Origin of the sequence: Amycolatopsis aidingensis, from assembly GCF_018885265.1 — a bacterium.
Classification (GTDB): domain Bacteria; phylum Actinomycetota; class Actinomycetes; order Mycobacteriales; family Pseudonocardiaceae; genus Amycolatopsis; species Amycolatopsis aidingensis.
On the sequence record NZ_CP076538.1, the window covers coordinates 4,374,636 to 4,390,625 of the forward strand.

The 15,990-nt window shown below is 71.1% G+C and carries 15 protein-coding genes; 7 read left to right on the top strand and 8 right to left on the bottom strand.

Annotated elements, in window-relative coordinates:
* Positions 1-20: 20 nt before the first annotated feature.
* From KOI47_RS20095 to KOI47_RS20110, 4 genes are all read right to left on the bottom strand, one after another.
* Complete coding sequence (locus KOI47_RS20095) at positions 21-1,439, bottom strand: sugar ABC transporter permease (RefSeq protein WP_232376129.1); 1,419 nt, start codon at positions 1,437-1,439, stop codon at positions 21-23.
* A complete protein-coding gene (locus KOI47_RS20100) occupies positions 1,432-2,223 on the bottom strand; it encodes an ATP-binding cassette domain-containing protein (RefSeq protein ID WP_216205695.1) in 792 nt (263 codons plus the stop codon). The genes KOI47_RS20095 and KOI47_RS20100 overlap by 8 nt, the downstream gene beginning before the upstream one ends.
* 76 nt (positions 2,224-2,299) lie before the next feature.
* Positions 2,300-3,436 (bottom strand): sugar ABC transporter substrate-binding protein, encoded by a 1,137-nt coding sequence (locus KOI47_RS20105; protein ID WP_216205698.1) that lies wholly within the window; start codon positions 3,434-3,436, stop codon positions 2,300-2,302.
* 146 nt (positions 3,437-3,582) lie between these two features.
* Positions 3,583-5,367: a DEAD/DEAH box helicase gene (locus KOI47_RS20110; protein ID WP_216205701.1), complete on the bottom strand. Its 1,785-nt coding sequence runs from the start codon at positions 5,365-5,367 to the stop codon at positions 3,583-3,585.
* 222 nt (positions 5,368-5,589) lie between these two features.
* Between KOI47_RS20110 and KOI47_RS20115 the strand changes: the two genes are divergently transcribed.
* Positions 5,590-6,828: a YihY/virulence factor BrkB family protein gene (locus KOI47_RS20115; protein WP_232376130.1), complete on the top strand. Its 1,239-nt coding sequence runs from the start codon at positions 5,590-5,592 to the stop codon at positions 6,826-6,828.
* Between the two features lie 18 nt (positions 6,829-6,846).
* Here the strand turns inward: KOI47_RS20115 and KOI47_RS20120 are convergent, their stop codons facing one another.
* A complete protein-coding gene (locus KOI47_RS20120; RefSeq protein WP_216205708.1) occupies positions 6,847-7,095 on the bottom strand; it encodes a DUF3039 domain-containing protein in 249 nt (82 codons plus the stop codon).
* 70 nt (positions 7,096-7,165) lie between these two features.
* Here KOI47_RS20120 and KOI47_RS20125 point away from each other — a divergent pair, with 70 nt between their 5' ends.
* From KOI47_RS20125 to KOI47_RS20135, 3 genes are all read left to right on the top strand, one after another.
* Positions 7,166-8,092, top strand: a complete 927-nt coding sequence (locus KOI47_RS20125) for a pseudouridine-5'-phosphate glycosidase (RefSeq protein ID WP_216205709.1) — start codon at positions 7,166-7,168, stop codon at positions 8,090-8,092.
* Complete coding sequence (locus KOI47_RS20130; protein ID WP_216205712.1) at positions 8,089-8,964, top strand: carbohydrate kinase family protein; 876 nt, start codon at positions 8,089-8,091, stop codon at positions 8,962-8,964. Before KOI47_RS20125 ends, KOI47_RS20130 begins: the two co-directional genes overlap by 4 nt.
* A gap of 69 nt (positions 8,965-9,033) precedes the next feature.
* Entirely contained in the window at positions 9,034-10,392 is a 1,359-nt protein-coding gene (locus KOI47_RS20135; protein ID WP_216205715.1) for a PQQ-dependent sugar dehydrogenase, read from the top strand.
* 22 nt (positions 10,393-10,414) lie between these two features.
* Here KOI47_RS20135 and KOI47_RS20140 read toward each other — a convergent pair whose 3' ends face one another.
* Genes KOI47_RS20140 through KOI47_RS20150 form a run of 3 tightly spaced genes read right to left on the bottom strand, consistent with a single transcriptional unit; the run spans position 10,415 to position 12,641 of the window.
* The gene (locus tag KOI47_RS20140) at positions 10,415-10,729 is read right to left on the bottom strand and encodes a DUF3099 domain-containing protein (protein ID WP_216205718.1); all 315 of its coding nucleotides are present in this window, start codon (positions 10,727-10,729) and stop codon (positions 10,415-10,417) included.
* Positions 10,730-10,769: 40 nt separating this feature from the next.
* On the bottom strand, positions 10,770-12,050 hold the full coding sequence (locus KOI47_RS20145) for an amidohydrolase (protein WP_216205720.1): 1,281 nt from the start codon (positions 12,048-12,050) through the stop codon (positions 10,770-10,772).
* 12 nt (positions 12,051-12,062) lie between these two features.
* On the bottom strand, positions 12,063-12,641 hold the full coding sequence (locus tag KOI47_RS20150; protein ID WP_216205723.1) for a hypothetical protein: 579 nt from the start codon (positions 12,639-12,641) through the stop codon (positions 12,063-12,065).
* Positions 12,642-12,674: 33 nt separating this feature from the next.
* Between KOI47_RS20150 and KOI47_RS20155 the strand changes: the two genes are divergently transcribed.
* The 3 genes from KOI47_RS20155 (at position 12,675) to KOI47_RS20165 (ending at position 15,851) form a co-directional block, all read left to right on the top strand.
* Positions 12,675-14,177: a DUF7782 domain-containing protein gene (locus KOI47_RS20155; protein WP_216205726.1), complete on the top strand. Its 1,503-nt coding sequence runs from the start codon at positions 12,675-12,677 to the stop codon at positions 14,175-14,177.
* Complete coding sequence (gene dtd / locus KOI47_RS20160; RefSeq protein WP_216205729.1) at positions 14,174-14,599, top strand: D-aminoacyl-tRNA deacylase; 426 nt, start codon at positions 14,174-14,176, stop codon at positions 14,597-14,599. Before KOI47_RS20155 ends, dtd begins: the two co-directional genes overlap by 4 nt.
* A gap of 223 nt (positions 14,600-14,822) precedes the next feature.
* Complete coding sequence (locus KOI47_RS20165; protein ID WP_232376131.1) at positions 14,823-15,851, top strand: sigma-70 family RNA polymerase sigma factor; 1,029 nt, start codon at positions 14,823-14,825, stop codon at positions 15,849-15,851.
* The last annotated feature ends 139 nt before the right edge of the window (positions 15,852-15,990 follow it).

Genomic DNA, 15,990 nt, shown 5'->3' on the forward strand with positions numbered 1-15,990 from the left:
TGAGTGTCCCACCGTCACGCTCAGCGAGACGCGACGGTCGCGCGCTTGCGGGACAGCGCGTCCACCGTCGCGGCCAGCAGCAGCACCAGCCCGGTGACGATGGACACCACCGCAGCATGCTGTTTGAGCAGGCCGAGCCCGTTGGCGACCACGGCGAGGACCGTGCCGCCGATCACCGCGTCGAACACCCGCCCGCGTCCGCCGAACAGCGAGGTTCCGCCGATCACCGCCGCGCCGACCGCGAACAGCAGGGTGTTCAGCCCGCCTGCCTGCGGGTCCACCGAACCGACCTTGGAGGAGTAGACGATGGCGCCGACCGCGGCCACCGAGGAGCAGACCACGAACACACTGGCCCGGATCCTGGTCACGTCGATGCCGGCCCTGCGCGCCGCCTCCCGGTTGCCGCCGACCGCGTAGATGTGCCGCCCGTACCGGGTCCGGTTCAGCACGTAGGTGCCGATGGTCAGCAGCACCAGCACGATCGGGACCACGTAGGGGACGCCGGAGATCACGATGCTCGGGTTCGGCGAGCGGTTGATGGTGAGCAGGTAGGTGGCCACGGCACCGAGCGCGGCGACCCCGCCCACCCTGGCCAGCACCAGCGCGGTCGGCTGGGTGACCAGGCCGCGCCGCAGCCGGGAGAAGTGCCTGCCAAGGGTCACCGCGGCGAACCCGCCCGCGGCGACCACGAACAGCAGCCAGCTGCCCGCGGTGGACAGGTTGCCGTTGGCCACCTGGTTCAGCACCGGCGAGGTGCTGATGCCCAGCACCCCGCCCTCGCCGATGAACTGCAGGATCACGCCCTGCCAGGCGAGGAACAGGGCCAGGGTCACCACGAAGGAGGGCATACCGATCTTGGCGACCAGGAAGCCGGTGATGCAGCCGATCGCCGTGCCGACGCACACCGCGAGCAGCATCTCCAGCCACGGGTTGGCCGCCATCCCGGACAGGGCGATCGCGATGGCCAGCACGGACATGGCCGCGCCTGCCCAGATCCGCAGCAGTAGCGCCAGCAGCACCGCCAGCACCAGCGCGGCGATGAACAACACGAACACACTGGTGCCCATGCCGCCGAGCAGGTTGCCGCCCTCCACGAAGTGCATGGCCAGCACGGCGCCTGCGACCCCGGAGGCCGTGCCCGCGGAGAGGTCGATCTCACCGACCAGCAGCACGAACACGATCCCCATCGCGATGATGGTCTGGCCCGCGCCCTGGGCGAGCAGGTTGGCGATGTTGTTCAGGGAGAGGAACACGTCGGAGAGGCTGGCGAAGACGACCACCAGCGCCAGCAGCCCGAGCAGCGCGGGCAGCGAGCCGAGCTGCCCGCCGCGCAGCCGGGTGAGGTAGTCCCGGATCGCCTCGGAGCTCGACATCGCCGTGGTGTCGATGCCGAAGTCGGTGATGGCGGCATTGCCGGGTTTGGTCTGGGTATCAGGCACGATCGGCTCTTTCACAGGAGTGCGGACTGGGGCGGGCCAGGCCGAGCTCCCCCGACCGGCCCGCGGTGATCAGTTCGACGACCTGGCTGTGGGTGACGTCCTTGACCGGCACCTGGGCCACCATCCGGCCCAGGTACAGCACGGCGATCCGGTCGGACACCTCGAAGACGTCGGCCATGTTGTGGCTGATCAGCACCACGCCAAGGCCCTGCTCGGCGAGCCTGCGCACCAGGTCGAGCACCTGCCGGGTCTGCGCGACACCCAGCGCGGCGGTGGGCTCGTCCAGCAGCACCACCTTGCTGTCCCACAGCACCGACTTGGCGATCGCCACGGTCTGGCGCTGGCCGCCGGACAGTGCCGACACCGGGGTGCGCACCGACTTGACCGTGCGCACCGACAGCGAGGCCAGCGTCTCCCGCGCCGCGTTCTCCATGCTCGCCTCGTCCAGCAGCCAGCGGCTGCCACGCTCCCTGCCGAGGAACATGTTCTGCACGATGTCGAGGTTGTCGGCCAGCGCGAGGTCCTGGTAGACGACCTCGATGCCGAGCGCCGCCGCATCCTTCGGGCCGCGGATATGCACCGGCTCGCCGCGGAAGGTCACCGTGCCGGAGTCCGCCCCGTGGATCCCGGCAATGCATTTGATCAGGGTGGACTTGCCGGCGCCGTTGTCACCGACCAGCGCCGTGACCTCGCCGGCTCGCACGGCGAAGTCCACGTCGTGCAGGACGTGCACCGCGCCGAAACTCTTGTTCAGTGCGGTCAGTTGCAGGATGGGATCGGTCATCGTGGGTTCTTTCGCTGGAGGCCGGGGCGGGGAGCGGGAGCTGCGGGGGACGCTCCCCGCCCCGGCAGGCTGGTGATCAGGAGATGCCGAGCTCGGCGCAGGTGTCCTGCAGGTCGTCGGTGCAGACGTCGGAAGCCGGGACGTAGCCCTCGTCGATCACCGTCTTCACGTTGTCCTTGGTGATCAGCTGGGGCTCGAGCAGCACCGACTTGACCTGCCTGCCGCCTTCGGGGTCCTCGGTGACATCCGAGGCGAGTTCGTCCGCGGCGGCGGTGTCCCCGCTGGCCAGTGCGGCGGCCAGCTTGGCGGTGGCGTTGGCCTCCTGCTGGATCGGCTTGAACACCGTCATGTACTGGTCGCCGCGCAGGATCGCCTTCAGCCCGGCCGGGGTGGCGTCCTGCCCGGTCACCGGGACCCGCCCGTTGAGGCCGTTCTTCTTCAGTACGGTGATCACCGCACCGGCCAGCCCGTCGTTGGCGGCGACCACGCCGTCCACCGTGCCGCCGTTGCTGGTGAGGATCTGTTCGAAGGTCACGCCGCCCTTCTGGTTGTCCCAGTCGTCGATCCGCTGGCTCTGCACCAGCTTCAACTCGCCGGACTCATACAGTGGGCCGAGGACTTTCTGCTGGCCCTCGTAGAACAGCGAGGCATTGTTGTCCGTGGGCGCGCCCTCGATCTCGATCACCTCGGCGCCCTGCTTGCCCTCGAGCGCCTGGGCCAGGCCCTGCCCCTGCAGTTCGCCGACCTTCACGTTGTCGAAGGAGACGTAGTAGTCGGAGCTGCCGCCGAGATTGAGCCGGTCGTAGTCGATGGTGGGGATACCCGCGTTCTGCGCCTTGGTCGCAACGGCGCTGCCGACCTCGCTGTTGATCGAGGCGATGACCAGCACCTTCACCCCCTTGGCGATCATCCCGTCGGCCAGGGTGCTGAACTTCTGCACTTCGCCCTGCGCGTTCTGCACATCCGGTTCAAAGCCCTCGGCGCGCAGCGCCTTCTCCAGCATGGGCTTGTCGAAGCCCTCCCAGCGGGCCGAGCTGGCCGTCTCCGGCAGGATCACCCCGACGGTGCCCTTGGTCTCGCCACCGGACTCCGCGGGAGCGTTCTGCTCACCCTCCGGAGCCGCCGTGTTCGCACCGCATGCGGCCAGGGTGAGCGCCGCTCCCATGGTCGCCGCGGCGAGCGCAAGCCGCCTGGTCCGGCCTCGTGTACGCATCCGTCGTTCCTTCCCGTGCCGCTACGCGACGGCCCGGACCGATCCGGCGCCCCATCGCGCATATGTTGTGGGCGACAACATATGCGGAGACACACTGCGAGGGAAGACACATTTTGGCAACGAACGAACCGGGAAATTACCCGGACTTACCAGGAACGCAACGTGGCGATGCGCTCTTCCAGCTGCTCGACGGTGGCCATCGCGATCGGTGGCCCGCCGCACACCCTGCGCAGCTCGTTATGGATCGCGCCATGCGGCTTGTTGGTGCGGTGGTGGTACATCCCCACCAGGGCGTTCAGCTCCTTGCGCAGCGCATGGATCCGCTCCCGCACGCTCTGCGGCTTGGCCGCGGGCTGCTCGTTCGCGGCCTCCTTGGCGGGCTTACGCCGCTTCTCGTCGGCCAGCTGCTCCTCCTGCCGCTTGCGCAGCAGCGCCCGCACCTGGTCCGGCTCCAGCAGGCCGGGCAGCCCCAGGTACTCCTGCTCCTCCTCGCTGCCGGAGAACACCGCGGTGCCGAAGGAGTTCCCGTCGTAGATCACCTGGTCCAGCTCGGCCGAGGCACCCAGCGAGGTGTACGCCTTCTCCTCCTCACCGGGCTCGTCCTCGGTACGGTTCGCCGCGACCAGCAGCTCGTCGTCCCAGCCGTCCTTCTCCCGATGCGGCTTGCCGAGCACGTGGTCCCGCTCGGCCTCCAGCTCGCTGGCCAGCTCCAGCAGCACCGGCACACTGGGCAGGAACACGCTCGCCGTCTCGCCGGGGCGCCGCGCCCGCACGAACCGGCCGATCGCCTGCGCGAAGAACAGCGGGGTGGAGGCGCTGGTCGCGTAGACGCCGACGGCCAGCCGGGGGACGTCCACGCCCTCGGAAACCATCCGCACGGCGACCAGCCACCGCTCGTTGGAATCGGCGAACTGGCCGATCCGCTTGGTGGCGCCGGGGTCGTCGGAGAGCACCACCACCGGTTGCTCCCCGCTGATCCTGGCCAGCTGCTTGGCATAGGCCCGCGCGGAGTCCTGGTCCGTGGCGATCACCAACCCGCCCGCGTCCGGAACGCCACCGGCCCGGACCTGGCTCAGCCGGGTGTCGGCGGCCTGCAGCACCGAGGGGATCCACTCCCCGCCGGGGTCCAGCGCGGTGCGCCAGGCGCGGGCGTTCTGCTCCGCGGTCAGCGGCTCGCCGAGCCGGGCGGTGAACTCCTCCCCCGCGCTGGTCCGCCAGGAGGCCTCGCCCGAGTAGGCGAGGAAGACCACCGGCCGGACCACGCCGTCGGCCAGCGCGTCGGCGTAGCCGTAGGTGTGGTCGGCCTTGCTGCGCATCGCGCCGGAACTGCCCTCCGGCTCGTAGCTGACGAACGGGATCGGCGAGTCGTCACTGCGGAACGGCGTCCCGGTGAGGGCCAGCCTGCGTACCGCGGGGGTGAAGGCCTCCCGGATGGCGTCCCCCCAGGACTTGGCGTCCCCGCCGTGGTGGATCTCGTCCAGGATGACCAGCGTCTTGCGGTTCTCGGTGCGCACCCTGTGCAGGGTCGGGTGGGCCGCCACCTGGGCATAGGTGAGCGCGACGCCCTGGAAGTCCGAGGAGGTGACCCCGGTGGTGTTGCGGAAGTTCGAGTCGATCGCGATCCCGGCACCGGCGGCCGCGATGGCCCACTGATGCTTCAGGTGCTCGGTCGGGGTCACGATGGTGATCGCCTCGATGGTGCGGTCGGAGATCAGCTCGGCGGCGATCCGCAGGCCGAAAACCGTCTTACCCGCCCCCGGGGTGGCGACCGCGAGGAAGTCCTTGGGCCTGGTCGTCAGGTACTTGGTGAGCGCTCGGCGCTGCCACGCGCGCAGCGGGCGCGCGGTGGCGTCGTGTTCGGGCTGGGGTGCGGCGAACCCGCGCTGCGCATCAGCTGCCGGCGTCGGATTCTGTTGGGCCGTGTCCGACACGGAAGGTCCAACTCCTCTCGCGGGCATACGTGACAACATGCGAACGTCCTCACCCTGCTGGTCCGGCCTCCCTGCCGGTGCCGCGGTGAGGACAGCGATACGAGCCTACCTGGCTCGGCCGCGTGGGCCCCGCCACGGCACGCGGGTCCGGCGGGGGCGCAGGACACGCCAGACCGACCCGCCGGGCCGAACGCGCCGGGATGGACCATGCTTAATGGCGCGATGAGTGGAGCGGGATCCGAGGCCGCCGCAGGCGGCGAGGGGCAACCTGCGCCCCAGCAGGGGGGTGGCAGGAAGGGTCCGCTGCGCCTGCTCCGCCGCACCCTGAGCAAGGCATGGGACGGCGCCATCTTCTCCGAGTCGGCCGAGGCCGCGTTCTGGCAGACCCTGTCCCTGCCGCCGCTGCTGCTCGGGCTGCTGGGCAGCGTGGGCTTCATGGGCGACTGGTTCGGCCCCGAGGTCGTGCGGGCGGTGAACGACCAGATCATCGCCTTCTGCGAGAAGATCTTCAGCGGCAGCGTGGTCAACCAGATCATCGAGCCGACCGTCGCGGACATCCTGAACAAGGGGAAGGGCGAGATCGTCTCGGTCGGTTTCCTGATCTCGCTGTGGGCCGGTTCCTCGGCGATGGCCTCGTTCGTGGACGCGATCACCGTGGCGCACGGTCAGTACGGCGTACGCAACGACGTGTGGCAGCGGATCTTCGCGTTGTTGCTGTACCTGGCCGGGCTGGTGCTGGTGGTGATCGGGCTGCCGGTGATCGCGATCGGCCCGGACCTGCTCACCGAGTTCTTCCCCACGCAGTGGCAGCCCACCGTCGCCTACTGGGTGAGCACGCTGTACTACCCCACGCTGGCCGTGCTGATCGTGCTCGCGCTGGCCACCCTGTACAAGCTCGCGCTGCCGCGCAAGCTGCCATGGCACCGGGGACTGCCGGGGGCGGTGCTGGCGATGGGGATCTTCCTGCTGTCCAGTGTCGGGCTGCGCATCTACATCACCTGGATCACCACCACCGGCTACACCTACGGCGCGCTGGCCACCCCGATCGCGTTCCTGCTGTTCACCTTCTTCATCGGGATGGCGATCGTCGGCGGTGCCTACTTCAACAGCGCGATCCAGGAACTGTGGCCTGCCAAGATGACCCGGCGGCAACGGCGCAAATGGCGCAGGCTGGAGCTGGAACGGGCGAACGAGCGGATCCGCTCCGAGGAGGGCCGCAAGCTCTGGGAACGCACCACCATGCCGCTGCGCAGGCCGAACCGCGCCGGGCGGGAAGCCGAAGGCGCAGGCGAGGAGCCCGCCGGCACCGCGCAGGACGCGCAGGACACCACAGACACCGAGGCCACCGAGGACCCAGCCGAGCAGGCCACGGCGGAGGGCAGGACAGAACCCGCCGGGGGCGAGCCGACCAGGGGCGACGCCCCCGCGGACTGGCGACCGGCGCAGCGCGGTGACCGCTAGCGCGAGCTACCGCTCGTGCTATTCCTCGCCACCGGGGGGCAGGTTCTCGAAGATCCGCTTGCACTCGGGGCACACCGGCGAGCCGGGCTTGGCGGATTTCGTCACCGGGAAGACCTCACCGCACAGCGCCACCACGTGCGAGCCCATGACCGCGCTCTCCGCGATCTTGTTCTTACGCACGTAGTGGAACATCTTCGGTGCGTCGTCGTCGGTGCTGTCGGTGCCCTCGGGGCGGGTGTCGACATCGGGCAAGGTCTGCGTACTCACCCCTCTATCATGCCTCACCGGCCTCGCGCGGGCGTAGCGCACCGCCTGCCGTGCGGCAGGATGAGCAAGCATGACGAGCACATCCCACCTGAACGTGTCACCCGAGGTAGCCCACGCGCTCGCCGGAGGGCATGGCGTGGTCGCGCTGGAGAGCACCCTGCTGGCACACGGGCTGCCCGCGGGCCGCAACCTCGAGGTCGGGCTGCGGCTGGAACGGGTGGTCCGGGAGGCGGGCGCCATTCCGGCCACCATCGCGGTGCTGGACGGCGTCGCCCGGATCGGCCTGGACCGGGCACAGCTGGAGCGGGTCTGCGATCCCGGCGCGGGGCTGGCCAAGCTGTCCCGGCGCGACCTCGGGGCGACGATCGCGCTCGGCCGCTGCGGGGCGACCACGATCTCCGCTACCTCGGCGCTGGCGCATGCCGCCGGCATCGGCGTGTTCGGCACCGGCGGGCTCGGCGGGGTCCACCTCCCGCTGCCGGGCGAGCAGGTGAGCTGGGACGTCTCGGCCGATCTCGGCACCCTGGCCGCGCTGCCGACCCTGGTGGTGTGCTCGGGGGTGAAGTCGGTGCTGGACATCGCGGCCACCCTGGAGGTGCTGGAGACCCACTCGGTGCCGGTGCTGGGCTACCGCACCGAGCACTTCCCCGGGTTCTACCGCCGCTCCACCGGGCTGCCGGTGTCCCAGCGGGTGGACGACCCGGCGGAAGTCGCCGCCGCCGTCCGCGCGCACCGCAGGCACGCGGGCTCGGGACTGCTGCTGGCCAACCCGGTGCCTGCCGAGTACGAGCTGGACCGCGCCCTGCACGACCGGCTGCTCGCCGAGGGTATGGCGAAGCTGCGGGCCGGGGGCGTGCGCGGCTCGGACGTCACCCCGGTGCTGCTGGAGCACTTCCACCGGGCCAGCGCAGGCGCCAGCCTGGACGCCAACGAGGCGCTGGTACTGGCCAACGCGCGGCTGGCCGCCGAGGTGGCGGTGGAGCTGAGCCCGCGGTGAGGGTCGTGGTGGTCGGCGACGCGGGGGTGGACCTGCTCGCCAGGCCGGAGGGTGGCATCGTGCCGGGCGGCGATGTGCGGGCCGGTGCCCGGCTGGCCTGTGGCGGCGCCGGGGCGAACACCGCGCGCTCGCTGCGCGCCTGCGGTGCCGAACCGACGCTGGTGGCCAGGATCGGCGCGGACGCGGGCGGCAGGCTGGTCCGCGCCGAGCTGGCGGCGTCGGGGGTGCACTGCGCCTTCGCCGTGGATCCCGAGGCCGCCACCTGTTGCGTGGTGGTGCTGCTGGACGCCGAGGGCCAGCGCAGCATGCTGGCCGACCGGGGCGCGGCCGCCCTGCTGCGTGCGGAGGATCTCGCGGGCTGTATCCCTGCGGGAGCGGCGCACCTGCACCTTTCCGGTTACGTGCTGCTGGAGGAGTCCTCCCGCGCCGCCGGGCTGGCCGCGCTCGCCGCGGCCAGGGCCGCGGGCCTTTCCACCTCGGTGGACCCGCAGGCCGCGGCACTGCTCACCGACCCGGCCGCGTTCCTTGCCGACATCAGGGGTGTGGACCTGCTGCTGCCCAACGCCGCCGAACTCGCCGCGCTCACCGGCGGCCCCGAGCCCGCCTCCGCCGCGGCGCTGCTCGGCACGGTGGGCGCGGTGGCCGTCACCTCGGGGGCGCACGGGGCGGCCTGGGTGGATCGGACCGGGGTGACCACGGTGCCGGCCGAGGCCGTGGACTGCGTGGACAGCACCGGCGCCGGGGACGCCTTCGACGCGGGGGTGCTCACCGCCTGGCTGCGTGGCCACTCCCCCGCGCGGGCCCTGCGCGCCGGCACCCGGCTCGCCGCCCGCACCATCACCCACCTCGGCGCCTGCCGACCGCCCTACTGACGTACCTACCGTCCGCAGGCCGAAGCTGGTTGCGTTGGTCCATACCACTATCGGGTGTTTGGAGCTGACATGTCGCGACGTCATCTGGCCGTCCCGATCACCGTCATCACAATGCTGTCCGCGGCACTACCGGTCACCGCCTCCGCCGCCGTGGCCGGCCAGGATCACGCCGTGCCGCCGCTGGAGGACATCAGCGTGGGCACCACGGAGGTGGCCTCCGGGCTGGAGCGCCCCACCGCGATCACCGCGCTGGACGACGGCAGCGGCAGGCTGCTGGTCGTCGAGAAACCCGGCCGGGTGCGGGAGTTCCATCCCGACACCGGCCTCGCCCCCGAACCGGTACTGGACATCACCGGCAGGGTGAACGACGACGCCAACGAACGGGGCCTGCTGGCCATCACCCCGGCCCCGGACTTCGCCTCCAGCCAGGACGTGTACCTCGCCTACACACGGACCTCGGACGACGCGGTCACCCTGTCCCGGTTCGACGTCGGCAGCGGCACCGAGCAGGTGCTGCTGGCCCAGGAGCACTCCAGGTTCAGCAACCACAACGGCGGCGACCTGGCGTTCGGCTCGGACGGTTACCTTTACTGGAGCCTCGGTGACGGCGGCGGGGCGGGTGACCCCTTCGACGCCGCGCAGGATCTGGGCACCCTGCTGGGCAAGATGCTGCGGATCGACGTGAGCCGGTCCTGCGGGGAGTTGCCGTACTGCATCCCGGAGGACAACCCGTTCGCGGGCGTCGAGGGGGCGCGCGGCGAGATCTGGGCCTCCGGTCTGCGCAACCCCTGGCGATTCTCCTTCGACCCCGCCGACGGCTCGCTGTGGATCGGCGACGTGGGGCAGGTCTCCTGGGAGGAGGTCGACCACATCGCCGCGGACGCGGGCGGGACGAACTTCGGCTGGTCCTGCATGGAGGGTAACGAGGTGTACAACCAGGATCGCTGCGATCCTGGTGCCGAGTACACCGCGCCGGTGCTCACCTACCCCACCGGGACCGCGGGGAACTGCACGGTGATCGGCGGCCACGTCTACCGGGGTGAGCAGTTCGCGGACCTGGTCGAGGGCACCTACGTCAGCACCGACTACTGCTCGGGCACCGCACGGGCGGTCCGGGAGAACGCCGACGGCAGCCACACCAGCGCCGAGATCGGCAGCTTCCCCCAGTGGGTCACCACCTTCGGCACCGACCAGGCCGGCGAGCTGTACCTGGCCACCGACCGGTCCGGCCAGCTGCACCGGGTCTCCTTCGAGGGCACCGCGCCGCCGGGCTGCGATGTTCCCGCCTGGAGCGCCACCACCTCGTATGTGCCCGGTGACGAGGTCTCGCACAACGGCCGCCGGTGGGAGTCCACCTGGTACTCCACCGGCGCCGAGCCGGGAACCGCGGGCTCCTGGGCGGCGTGGCGCGACGCAGGCCCCTGCTGACCCAGGACGGGCGGGTAATGGGTCAGCCGTCGATGACGCGGTGGTCGGTGGATTCGATGGCCTTGGCGTCGCGCTGGTAGCGGTGCGCGTCCTCGGCCTTACGCGGCGGCCGGTCGTTGGCGATCAGCACCGCGACCCACGGCAGCGGGATGGACAGCACGATGAACGCCAGCGCGAGCCACCAGGTGTGGTAGAAGACACCGGCCAGGATGAGGCAGGGAAACCGCATCCCCATCATCAGCGCGTACTTGCGCTTGCGGGCCGCGTACTGGTCATCGTAGGAGGGTTGGGCCTCGGTGATCAGTACCGGAGCGGAGCGCTTGTCCGGTTCGCTCATTCCGGCACCACCTCCGGCTCCATCGTCCCACCGTGCCCGCTCATCCGACAGTGGGGGCGTCCAGCCAGCGCAGTGCGGCCACGACCAGGGTTTCCACCCCGGTACTCAGGGTCGGATGCAGTACCGGCGCGAACAGCGCGGAGTGGTTCGACGGCACGTCCTGCTCGAACCGGCCCGCCGCGGCCGCCGCGGTCACCTCCCCCTCGTCCAGCCCGCCGACCAGCCAGAACACCGAGGGCGCCCCGGCTGCGCGGCCGAACTCGCCGAAGTCCTCACTCCCGGTGACCAGCGGTGCCGGCATCGCCCGTTGCGCGCCGAAGTGGTCCTGGAACACCGTCGCCAGCTCGTTGGTGGCCGCCTCGTCATTGCTGGTGACCGGAAAGCGGGTGATCTCGGTGATCTCCGGCGGATGCGGGGCGCCCGCGGCAGCGGCCTCGCCGCCCACGATCCGCCTGATCGCCGCCAGCACCCGCTCACGCACCGGCTCCTCGAAGGTCCGCACGTTCACCTCGAGCGTGGCCTGGTCGGCAATGATGTTGTGCGCCGTGCCCACCCGGATCGAGCCCACGGTCACCACGGCCTGCTCGGTGGCGGCGATCTCCCTGGACACGATCGTCTGCAGCTTCAGCACGACGGATGCGGCCAGCACCGCCGGATCCACCGTGGTCTCCGGGCGGGAACCGTGCCCGCCCCTGCCGTGCAGGACGATCCGCAGCGCGTCGGTCGCGGCCATCAGCACCCCGGGCCGGGTGAGCACCCAGCCCGCGGGCCCGGGCACCACGTGCTGCCCGAGCACCACTGCCGGGGTGGGCGCATGCTCCAGCACCCCGTCGCGCACCATCGCCGCGGCACCGTCGCCGACCTCCTCCCCCGGCTGGAAAACCGCGAGCAGGGTGCCCGACCACTGGTCCCGCTGCCGCGCCAGCAACCGGGTGGCGCCGGTCAGCCAGGTGGCGTGCATATCGTGCCCGCAGGCATGCATCACCGGCACCTCGTGCCCGCCTGCCGACTCGTCGGTGGCCCGCACCGTGCTGGCGTACTCAAGGCCGGTCCGCTCCTGTACCGGCAGGGCGTCGATATCGGCGCGCAGCAGCACCACCGGCCCCGGCCCGTTGCGCAGCACCCCGAGCACCCCGGTGCCGCCGATCCCGGTGTGCACCTCGTACCCCGCGGTGGACAGCCGCGCCGCCAGCTTGCGCGCGGTCTCGTGCTCGGCGAAGGACAGCTCGGGATGGCGGTGCAGATCGCGGTAGAGCTCCTCCAGTTCGGGCAGCAGCTCCGGCAGCCCGGCCAGCACGGCGGCACGTCGATCGGTCGTCACGGGACCATCTGATCACGGCCCGGGGCGGATGGCAGCCTCGACCGCCTCGATGTCCTCGGCGTCCAGGCCGAGATCACCCCGCATTTCGGCCCGCATCCGCCGGTAGCCCAACTGTCCCTCCCGCCACAGCTCCCGGTGCCGCTCCGGCTGCACCCCGGCCAGCAGGGCCGAACAGAGCCGGGACCGGGGCAGCGTGGCGCCGGGCAGCATCGTCCGCACCTTCTCCGGTGCGTGCAGGTTCACCGGCCCGAGCGAGGCCCGCAGCTGCGCGGAGCTCGCGCGCAGGTCCTGTTGCAGCTGCTCCTCCAGGCGCTCACCGCGCTCCCGCACGCGCATCGCCTGGTACAGCACGAAGTCGAAGGACTCGATCGCGCCAATCACCTCGGCGTAGCCCGCCGCCCTGCCCTCGTAGCGCCGCTGCTCGCCGTCGCGCTGGCGTTCCCGCTGCCACCGCTGGTCCTCCCGTTGCTGCTCGCGCCGCCACCGGCGGTCCTCACGCCAGCCGGCGATCAGTTGCGCGGTGACCACCCCGATGAACCCGAGGGCGGCGACGACGATGGGAACCCACACCGGAACCTGGGTTGAAGACACGCGAACACGTTAGTTCATGCCACGATAACCACCGTGAGTAGCGATCTTCCCGAGTTCTCCGCCGAGTTCTGCGCCCGCCTGCGGGAGGCCTTCCAGCGGACCGGCTACCACGTCGACGGCGTGCTGGGCGCGCTCGGCTGGCAGGCACACGCCGCGCTCGGCCGCGGCGAGCCCGAGCCCGCCCACCGGGTCAGCATGGACCTCGCCGAGCTGGGCACGCTGATCCGGCTGTTCCTGCTCGGCTGCACCGAACCGGCGGCGGCGGTGGCGGCGGCGCTGCACCCGGCCGGGGTGGCGGACGCACAGGCCGCCGGGCTGCTGCGCCCCGCGGGGGACGGCCTGCGGGCCGCCCTCGACCTGCGCCCGCACGGCGCGAACGGGGCCTCCTGGTGGGTACTGTCCGACCTGGACTCCGAGCAGGCGGGAGCCCCGGCAGCGAAGGATCACGTGCTCGGGGTCGGGCACGCCTCGCTGAGCCTGGTACGGGCCACCACCCGGCGCCCGGTCGGCAGCCTGCTCGACCTCGGCACCGGCAACGGGGTGCAGGCCCTGCACGCCACCCAGCACGCCGAGCGGGTCACCGCCACCGACGTCTCGGCCCGCGCGCTGGCACTGGCCGGTGCGAACCTGCGGCTGAACGGGGTGCACGGCGAGCTGCTGCGGGGCGAGTGGTTCGCCCCGGTGGCACGCAGGCGGTTCGACCAGATCGTGTGCAATCCGCCGTTCGTGGTGGGCCCGCCGCGGGTGGACTACATCTACCGCGACTCCGGGCTGGCCGGGGACGACGCCAGCGCGCTGGTGGTACGCCAGCTGCCGGGTTTCCTCGCCGAGGGCGGGATCGGCCAGCTGCTGGCCTCCTGGCTGCACGTGGAGGGCGAGGACTGGGCCGACCGGGTGCACCGGTGGCTGCCGCAGGGAACCGACGCCTGGTTCGTGCAGCGGGACGTGGCCGACCCGGTGCTGTATGTCGGGACCTGGCTGCGGGACGCCGGGATCGACCCCCGCTCACCCGAGGGCAGGGCCAAGGCGGGAGCCTGGCTGGACTGGTTCGCCGAGCACGACGTGGCCGGCATCGGGTTCGGCTTCGTCACCCTGCGCCGCACCGATGGCGAGCCCACGGTGGTGTGCGAGGACCTGCGGCAGGCCTACGACGACCCGCTGGGCGCCGAGGCAGGCGGGTGGCTGGACCGGGCAGACTGGCTGCGCGCGCACGGGCAGGACCTGCCCTCGGCCACCTTGGTGGTGCCGGACACCGTAATGCTGGAACGGATCGACGAACCGACCGACGAAGGCTGGACGACCGCGATCCGGCGGCTGCACCGCACCGACGGCCCCGGCTGGCAGCACGAGCTGGACGAGCTGGCCGCGGCGCTGCTGGCCGGCTGCCGGGGTGCGCTGCCGCTGTCCGACCTGCTCGGCCTGCTGGCCGCCGCGCACGACCAGCCGGTGGACGAGCTCACCGCCACGGCCCTGCCCATCGTCACCGAACTGGTGCGGCACGGCATGCTGCTGCCCGCGGAATGGGGCAGCCGATGAAGGCTGTCGTAACCAGGGTCACCGAGGCCACCGTCACGGTCGATGGCGAGGTGGTCGGTGCCATCGCCGAACCCGGCCTGCTGGTGCTGCTGGGGGTGCACAAGGAGGACACCACCGAGCAGGCCGCGACGATGGCGCGCAAACTGCACGAACTGCGCATCCTGCGCGATGAGGAATCCTGCGCGAGCACCGGCGCCCCGCTGCTGGTGGTCAGCCAGTTCACGTTGTACGGCGACACCCGCAAGGGCCGCCGTCCATCGTGGACGGCCGCGGCCCGCCCACCGGAGGCGGAGCGGCTGGTGCAGAAGGTCGTCACCCGGCTACGGGACCGCGGCGCCCCGGTGGAGACCGGCCGGTTCGGCGCGATGATGTCGGTGCACAGCGTGAACGACGGACCGTTCACCGTACTCATCGAGGTTTAGCCTCCCGGTTCTCAGGAAAAGCTCAGGTTTGGTGGAGCAACCGCCCTCGGTGAAAAGCCGTCTTCTGGTCGGGATATCGGGAACGATTTCGAACCGCGAAGCGTTGATCCGGATGTCCAGCCAGCAAGTTGGTCTCGTCCGGAGGGTTCCACAGGCCCCCCGTACGAAGCACAAAGCGCAGGCGTGGAGACCGCAGCACGTCAGCCCGCACAGGGGAGGCAGTATGTCCGTCCAGACACTCGAGCGTGAGGCTCGTGGGATCCGCGAGCGTGAGATCCCCACCACACCCATCGAGGCCGAGGTAACCGCGTTGCACGCGGAAGCAGACCTCGACGCGCAGGGCCCGGCTGCCGACCTAGTCCGCGTGTACCTCAACGGGATCGGCAAGACGGCACTGCTCACCGCGGCCGACGAGGTCGAGCTCGCCAAGCGGATCGAGGCTGGCGTCTTCGCCCAGCACATGCTGGACACCGAGGAGAAGCTCTCCGCGCAGCGGCGCTCGGAGCTGCGTGCGCTGGTCCGGGACGGGGAGCGGGCGAAGAACCACCTGCTCGAGGCGAACCTGCGGCTCGTGGTGTCGCTGGCGAAGCGCTACACCGGACGGGGCATGCCGCTGCTGGACCTGATCCAGGAGGGCAACCTGGGCCTGATCCGCGCGGTGGAGAAGTTCGACTACTCCAAGGGGTTCAAGTTCTCCACCTACGCCACCTGGTGGATCCGCCAGGCCATCACCCGTGGCATGGCCGACCAGGGCCGCACCATCCGGCTGCCGGTGCACCTGGTGGAGCAGGTGAACAAGCTGGCGAGGATCAAGCGGGACCTGCACCAGCAGCTCGGCAGGGAGGCCACCAACGAGGAGCTGGCGGCCGAGTCCGGTATCGCCGAGCACAAGGTGGCGAACCTGCTCGACCACGCCCGCGACCCGGTGAGCCTGGACATGCCGGTGGGCAACGAGGAGGACGCGCCGCTCGGTGACTTCATCGAGGATGCCGAGGCCACCGACGCGGAGAGCGCGGTGATCTCCGGCCTGCTGCAGGACGACCTGCGGCGGGTGCTGGCCACCCTGGACGACCGGGAACAGCACGTCATCCGGCTGCGCTACGGCCTCGACGACGGTCAGCCGCGCACCCTGGACCAGATCGGCAAGTACTTCGGGCTCTCCCGCGAGCGGGTACGCCAGATAGAGCGTGAGGTCATGGCCAAGCTCCGCCAGGGCGAGCGGGCCGACCGGCTGCGCGCGTACGCCAGCTGACCCACCGTGATGCACCCGTTCGGCCGCGTTGACTTATGACATGGGTCACGAGACGGTCGAACGGGGGCTGAGCGGGCAACGTCCGCGCCGCACGGACGTCCACCTGGTGTCAGCTTCGCGGTGGGTGCTCGCACCTGAA